6 protein-coding genes are annotated in these 5,546 nt (G+C 61.9%); 4 read left to right on the forward strand and 2 right to left on the reverse strand.

What is annotated here, in order from left to right:
- Positions 1-742: 742 nt before the first annotated feature.
- Complete coding sequence (locus tag ACLQ7E_RS20245; RefSeq protein WP_411734384.1) at positions 743-1,210, reverse strand: DUF4383 domain-containing protein; 468 nt, start codon at positions 1,208-1,210, stop codon at positions 743-745.
- 223 nt (positions 1,211-1,433) lie between these two features.
- Between ACLQ7E_RS20245 and ACLQ7E_RS20250 the strand changes: the two genes are divergently transcribed.
- The 3 genes from ACLQ7E_RS20250 (at position 1,434) to ACLQ7E_RS20260 (ending at position 2,644) form a co-directional block, all read left to right on the forward strand.
- Positions 1,434-1,838 carry a hypothetical protein gene (locus tag ACLQ7E_RS20250; protein WP_411734379.1) on the forward strand — a complete coding sequence of 135 codons (405 nt, stop codon included), beginning with the start codon at positions 1,434-1,436 and terminating at the stop codon, positions 1,836-1,838.
- The gene (locus tag ACLQ7E_RS20255; protein ID WP_411734380.1) at positions 1,808-2,128 is read left to right on the forward strand and encodes a hypothetical protein; all 321 of its coding nucleotides are present in this window, start codon (positions 1,808-1,810) and stop codon (positions 2,126-2,128) included. Before ACLQ7E_RS20250 ends, ACLQ7E_RS20255 begins: the two co-directional genes overlap by 31 nt.
- 195 nt (positions 2,129-2,323) lie before the next feature.
- Positions 2,324-2,644 carry an integrase catalytic region gene (locus ACLQ7E_RS20260; protein WP_411734381.1) on the forward strand — a complete coding sequence of 107 codons (321 nt, stop codon included), beginning with the start codon at positions 2,324-2,326 and terminating at the stop codon, positions 2,642-2,644.
- Between the two features lie 417 nt (positions 2,645-3,061).
- Here the strand turns inward: ACLQ7E_RS20260 and merA are convergent, their stop codons facing one another.
- Entirely contained in the window at positions 3,062-4,504 is a 1,443-nt protein-coding gene (merA, locus tag ACLQ7E_RS20265; protein ID WP_411734382.1) for a mercury(II) reductase, read from the reverse strand.
- A gap of 192 nt (positions 4,505-4,696) precedes the next feature.
- On the opposite strand from merA, the gene ACLQ7E_RS20270 reads away from it, so the two are divergent.
- Positions 4,697-5,086: a heavy metal-responsive transcriptional regulator gene (locus ACLQ7E_RS20270; protein WP_411734383.1), complete on the forward strand. Its 390-nt coding sequence runs from the start codon at positions 4,697-4,699 to the stop codon at positions 5,084-5,086.
- Positions 5,087-5,546 lie beyond the last annotated feature (460 nt).

Consider the following 5,546-nt stretch of genomic DNA (forward strand, 5'->3'; position numbering starts at 1 on the left):
GCCGCGCCCAACGCGTCAGCGTCTCGCGCTCCCCATCCGTCAATTCCAGCGGTACCTTCGGCCTCCCGGTGCTTCCCATGACACCATTTTACAATTAGGAAGCGAATTTCTGGCGCAGGACACTAGGCGGAGTTGGCTTATCTGCTAGTTGGTGTCGACCTGGTGGCTAGCCGAGACTCCACACAACGCCAAACTGGGCAGTCGAATCCGCATCCGGCACTCTCAAACGCACGTCTAGGGGGACGGCTTGGGCGTGGGGCGCCAGCGTTTCACCTTGGACGCAAGTCAACGGTGAACTGGCCGGGCGGAGGCCCGTCGTGTGGCCCAAAGGGTAGTCCCAGGGAGAGGCAATTCCATTCCCGATGGAGGGAAACCCCTAGTCAGGTATTGCGGGCTCGTGTCATGATAAACGGGCATATCGGTATCAAGCCTTGCAAGGCACTGGAATGCGTTTCAGCAGTGCACTTCTTGGGGAAGTCCGCTGTTGGCAGGACGGAGATGTCCCGATGGTTCCTTCATCCGCAATGGACCATCGGGACGCCTTTGTCTCCCGCCGTCACGGGGTAAAACAATGGGCTCAGCGCTGGTGTCCGGTTTGTTTGTTTGGTGTGAATCCGGCCACTTCATCGGGAAGCCGCTCGATCGGGACCAGGACGATGGGCTCCGTGGAATGCGCCACGACCGGGATTGGTGCCGACGTTTCGGCAACCAGAACCCCGGTGCGGTCTCGTTCGTGCAGGATCTAGCGCGTTGTGGTCGTGCGCGTGGTCGTGTCCCTGTCTCGGGTCAGGAGCAGGGCGAGGGCGACCATGCCGACGCCCAGGACCACGTGGAGCCAGTTGTCCGCGTCGTTTAACGGCAAGAAGTTCGCGTCGCTGTCGTGGTCGATGACCAGCCCGTAAATCCACAGGACGAGGTAGATGACGCCGCCCCAGAGCAGGTAGTTCCGTGCCGCGCCCCGGGTCCTGGCCATCGCGATGCCTGCTATCCCGAAGAGCAGGTGCACGATGTTGTGCAGAATGGAAACCTGGAAAACTCCCAGCAGCAACGCCTCGGAACCGTGGCCCGCTAAGGAAAGTTGGTCGTAGTTGGTGGTGATCCCGGGAATGAAACCGAGGACTCCGAAGAGGACAAAAACGGCGCCAACGGCCAGGGTCGCCTTCTGGACGTTGGTGCGCTCGGTGCCGGTATGTGCTGTGTGGCTGGTCATGGTGTGGCCCTTTCCGAGGCTCGTGTTCTTCAAGATCGTGGCCGCAGCGACCTGCTGCGTTCTCACATATTCCTCCATCTTGTCCGCTGAGGGAACCCCGCGCGTTGACTCACTGTTAATGCTCGCGAAATGAGGTGCGTGCCTCATTTAGGAATGCTCGCGAAAACTCTGGCCACCGGGGCGGGCAGCACGGTGAGCTGGGGTGATGAAACAGGGGCTGTCGATGGAAACCCGGCAAGAACTGGTTGACGGCTTCGCCGTCGAGTACGCGAAGGGCACCAAGGGCCAGAAGGGCGTGATGCTGGACTACCTGTGCGCGGCGACCGGCTGGTCCCGGGCCAATGCCCGCCGGCGTGTGGTCGCGGCACTGCGCAAGCCCGCACGCGGGGTTCCTGTGCCCCTGCCGCGGCGGCGGCCGCGCAAGTACGGGCCGGCGGCCCTCAAGCTCCTGGAGCGGATCTGGACGCTGTCCGGGGAGCCGTGCGGGAAATACCTGGCGCCGATCATGGCCGACGAGCTCGAGCGGCTGGATCTCTTCGACGAACTCGGGCCCGTGGCGGGCTGCTCACCGACGAGGTCAGGGACGAGTTGCTCAGCATGTCGGCCTCGACGATGGATCGGTACCTGAAGCCGTTGCGGGACGCCCGGTACCCTTCGGCGCTGTCCTCGACCAAGCCCGGGGCGATGCTGCGTTCGGAGATCCCGGTGCGGTGGTCGGGCACGCCCATGGAGCATGAGCCGGGGTTCTTCGAGATCGACACCGTGGCCCACTGCGGACACAGCCTCAAGGGAGAGTTCCTGTATTCGATCACGCTGACCGACGTGTTCACCGGGTGGACCGTGAACACGTGCGTGAAGAACCGCGGGCAGCGCAATGTGGTGGCCGGGATCGACCTGTTGGTCCGGGGTCTGCCGTAGCCGATGCGGGCCCTGGATTTCGACAATGGCGGTGAATTCATCAACATCCAGCTCATCAAATGGGCGCAGGAGCGGAACATTGATCTCACCAGGGCAAGGGCGTACAAGCATAATGACAACGCTCATGTCGAGCAGCGAAACCGGGACTGGGTCCGCCGCCATGCGTTCCGTTTCCGTTACGAGGGACCTGAGGAGATGGATCTGCTCAACGAGCTGTGGGGCCTGGTGAACCTGCGCAAGAACCACCTGCTGCCGATGGTCAAGGCCAACGGGTATGCCACGGCGCGTTCGGGCCGCCGGAAACGCACCTACGACCGGCCGCGGACCGTGTACCAGCGGCTGCTTGACCACGAGGCCATGGACCCGGAACATGCCCGGGCCCTGGCGGAGATTCACCGGGACCTGAACCCGGCGGCAATCACCCGCCGCATCAATGCCATCCAGAACCAGCTCATCAACCGGGCCAAGATGCGTGCACAGTCCGGGGATGCCTTATTTGGCGAGCAGATTAGTTGAGGCATGCAGGATTATTTCGCGAGCATATTAACATGAGGCAAGGCGGGCGGGCGGCGATCCATAAAAGACTTACGCGTGTATCCACACGCCGCTTCAAAACCGCATCTAGGTTCCCTGTATCCAGGGGGTTCCTGCTCCTTGGCGGTGAGATGTCGCAGTGGTGGATCGGCTTACCGGACTCCCATTCCAAGGATGACACCGTTCCAGAGAGCTGTTCTGTTCGGTGCGGCAAGGACGCCTTTTTGAACCAAGATTTGGAACGCCCAAAGTGATTATTCGGAAACTCTTTGAACCCTATGCAGATGTGTCCCACTTCCAAGGTATTGAGACGGGGGCGAGTGGTTCCGGAAAAGACCTGCGCTGGTAGAGCGCCCTTCTAAGACGGGTGCCCCTCGGACTTTGGCTTTCCTGGCGGAATTAGGAGGCACAGCAGGAGAGTTTGGAGACGTCGGTGGTGAAGGACTGGGCGGCGATTTTGATGCCTTCGACCATGGTCAGGTACGGGGACCAGAGGTTCGCGACCTGGTTCACGGTCATTCCCGCCTCGAGGATGTACACCCCGGCCGCCGCCAGCTCCCCGGCGTCCTTTCCGACTGCGGTGATCCCGACGATCCGGTCGGTGCTGCTGTCAGCGACGATCTTGATGAACCCCCGGGTGTCCCGGTTCACCAGTGCCCGCGGGACATATTCCAGGGGCAGGACCCGGCATTCACACCGGATGCCAGCTTGGGTGGCTTCCTTGTCGGTCATGCCCATCGTGGCCAAGGCGGGGCTGGTGAACGTCACCCGGGGCAGGTGCCGGTAGTCAACCTGGCGTCCGGCGTTGTTGAATGCGTTTTCCACCATCAGGGTTCCGTGGGCGGACGCGACGTAGACGAATTCTCGGTGCCCGGTCACATCCCCTGCGGCCCAGATCCTAGGGTTGGAGCTGACCATCGTGTTCTCCACCAGGATCTGGCCGGTGTCGCCGGTTTTAACGCCTACGGCGTCAAGGTTGAGCCCTTGAGTGACGGCGTGGCGTCCAGTGGCCACCAGCAGCTTTGCGGCGCGGAATTCCTCCTGGCCACCGGCCACCGTGGCGGTGACAGTCACTTCTGCCCCTGACGGGTTGGTGCGGATCGATGTCACGGCCGCGCGGCGGACTACTCGGATACCCTCGTCGGCGAAGACACCCATCAGGGCGCGGGAGGCTTCAGGTTCCTCGTGTGAGGCCAACCGGGAGCGGGCCAGCAGGGTCACTTTGGATCCGAGACGGGCAAAAAGCTGCGCTTGTTCCAGCGCCACGTACCCGCCGCCGAAGACGATCAGGGACTCGGGCACTTCGTCCAGTTCCATGGCGGTGGTCGATGTCAGGTAGTTAACCTCATCCAGCCCCGGCACCGGGGGTGCCCACGGGGCCGAACCTGTCGCGACCAGATAATGGGCAGCAGTCAGGGAATCGCGGGTGCCATGGGGTCCCGTGACCTCCAGGACAGGTTGCTCCGGGGTGCCGGCGAACACCGCCGTACCCTGACGCAGGTCCCACCCGTACTCGGCGGCCAGATCGATGTACTTATCCGAGCGCATACCCTCGACCAGGGAGCGTTTCCCGTCAATCAGCGCACCCATGTCCACCGGGGCGGCGGTGGTGCTGATCCCGGGGAACCTTCCAGTCGCATCCAATGCAACATGCCTGGCCTGGGCGGCGGCCAGCAGGGCTTTGGAGGGTACACACCCGGTGTTCACACAGGTCCCGCCCACCGTGGAGCGTTCAATCATGACCACCCTCTTGCCCAGGTTGGTGGCTCGGATGGCGGCGGCGAAGGCACCGCCGCCGGAACCGATCACGGCCAAATCAAAATCCGGTGCTGCCTCAGGCATTGGTCCTCCATGGAGTCTTAGTGAACACCCGCGGTGTTCTTCTGGTGCGAGCTGCCCCCAGTCTGCACCTTCCCCTGCACGGGAAGGTCAAGAGCCCCCTGGAGCTGTGCAATGGGGCCTGCCTGGACATGGCAACTTTCCAGTACCGTGGAAGGCTTAGAGGTGTTTTCGGAATGAGAAGAAGGACCCGCAATGCGGATCGGTGAAGTTGCTGCCGCTGTCGGCATGACAACCAAGACAATTAGGTTCTACGAAGACCGGGGCCTGCTTCCGCCAGCTGAACGGTCCGCCAATGGCTATCGCGAGTATGGTCGCGACACGACCAACCGTCTTGAATTCATCCGCCGCAGCCAGATTGCAGGGCTGACTCTGGCGCAGATCCAAGGAATCCTCCAGATCCGTGACGACGGCCATCCCCCTTGTACCCATGTCCGGGACGTCCTGGGCAAACAAATCATGGATCTGGACCGGCAAATCGCAGAACTAACGGCGCTACGAGCATCCGTGGCCGGACAATATGCCACTGTCGAGGCGGCAGAACCGCGGAACTGCGAGGCGGAACAAATCTGCAGCTACATCTGATATCCACCTGCAATCCCGATCAGCAGTGCAGATGACTTTGGACTCAATGAAGCCGCCTTCGGAAAACGACATCTGTGTCCCGGAATCTAGGGCCCAAAGATTCCGAGCAAACGGGTGTCAGCTAGATTTTTCCGATATAAGGGATTTCCGAAGTCGTCTCCACTGCCTAGTTGCGTCCGTATGTGGAACGCCTTGCGGGCAGCCCGCAGACCGAGCGAGATGCGACCACGAAAAAGCCTTGCCTGTGTGCGGAACGACCAGTAACGTTCTGCGCAGTGGGCCTGCGGACCGTGGCCCCCCTTCGAGAGGACGCGCTATGCCAACCGTGATCGCCCACCACGATGTGAAGGACAAGGATCATTGGCTTGCCTCACCGAAGCGCGAAGAGGTCTTCGGCCCCCTCGGCGTCACTAACATTCGGACGTTCGTCGACCCTCAGAACCCGACGCAAGTCGCGGTG

Source organism: Paeniglutamicibacter sp., from assembly GCF_046714615.1.
Classification (GTDB): Bacteria; Actinomycetota; Actinomycetes; order Actinomycetales; family Micrococcaceae; genus Paeniglutamicibacter.

Excerpts from the sequence above, each read along its gene's own strand:
- ACLQ7E_RS20245 (WP_411734384.1), bottom strand. The coding sequence starts at position 1,210 with ATGACCAGCCACACAGCACATACCGGCACCGAGCGCACCAACGTCCAG.
- ACLQ7E_RS20250 (WP_411734379.1), top strand. The coding sequence starts at position 1,434 with ATGGAAACCCGGCAAGAACTGGTTGACGGCTTCGCCGTCGAGTACGCG.
- ACLQ7E_RS20255 (WP_411734380.1), top strand. The coding sequence starts at position 1,808 with ATGTCGGCCTCGACGATGGATCGGTACCTGAAGCCGTTGCGGGACGCC.
- ACLQ7E_RS20260 (WP_411734381.1), top strand. The coding sequence starts at position 2,324 with ATGGATCTGCTCAACGAGCTGTGGGGCCTGGTGAACCTGCGCAAGAAC.
- merA (WP_411734382.1), bottom strand. The coding sequence starts at position 4,504 with ATGCCTGAGGCAGCACCGGATTTTGATTTGGCCGTGATCGGTTCCGGC.
- ACLQ7E_RS20270 (WP_411734383.1), top strand. The coding sequence starts at position 4,697 with ATGCGGATCGGTGAAGTTGCTGCCGCTGTCGGCATGACAACCAAGACA.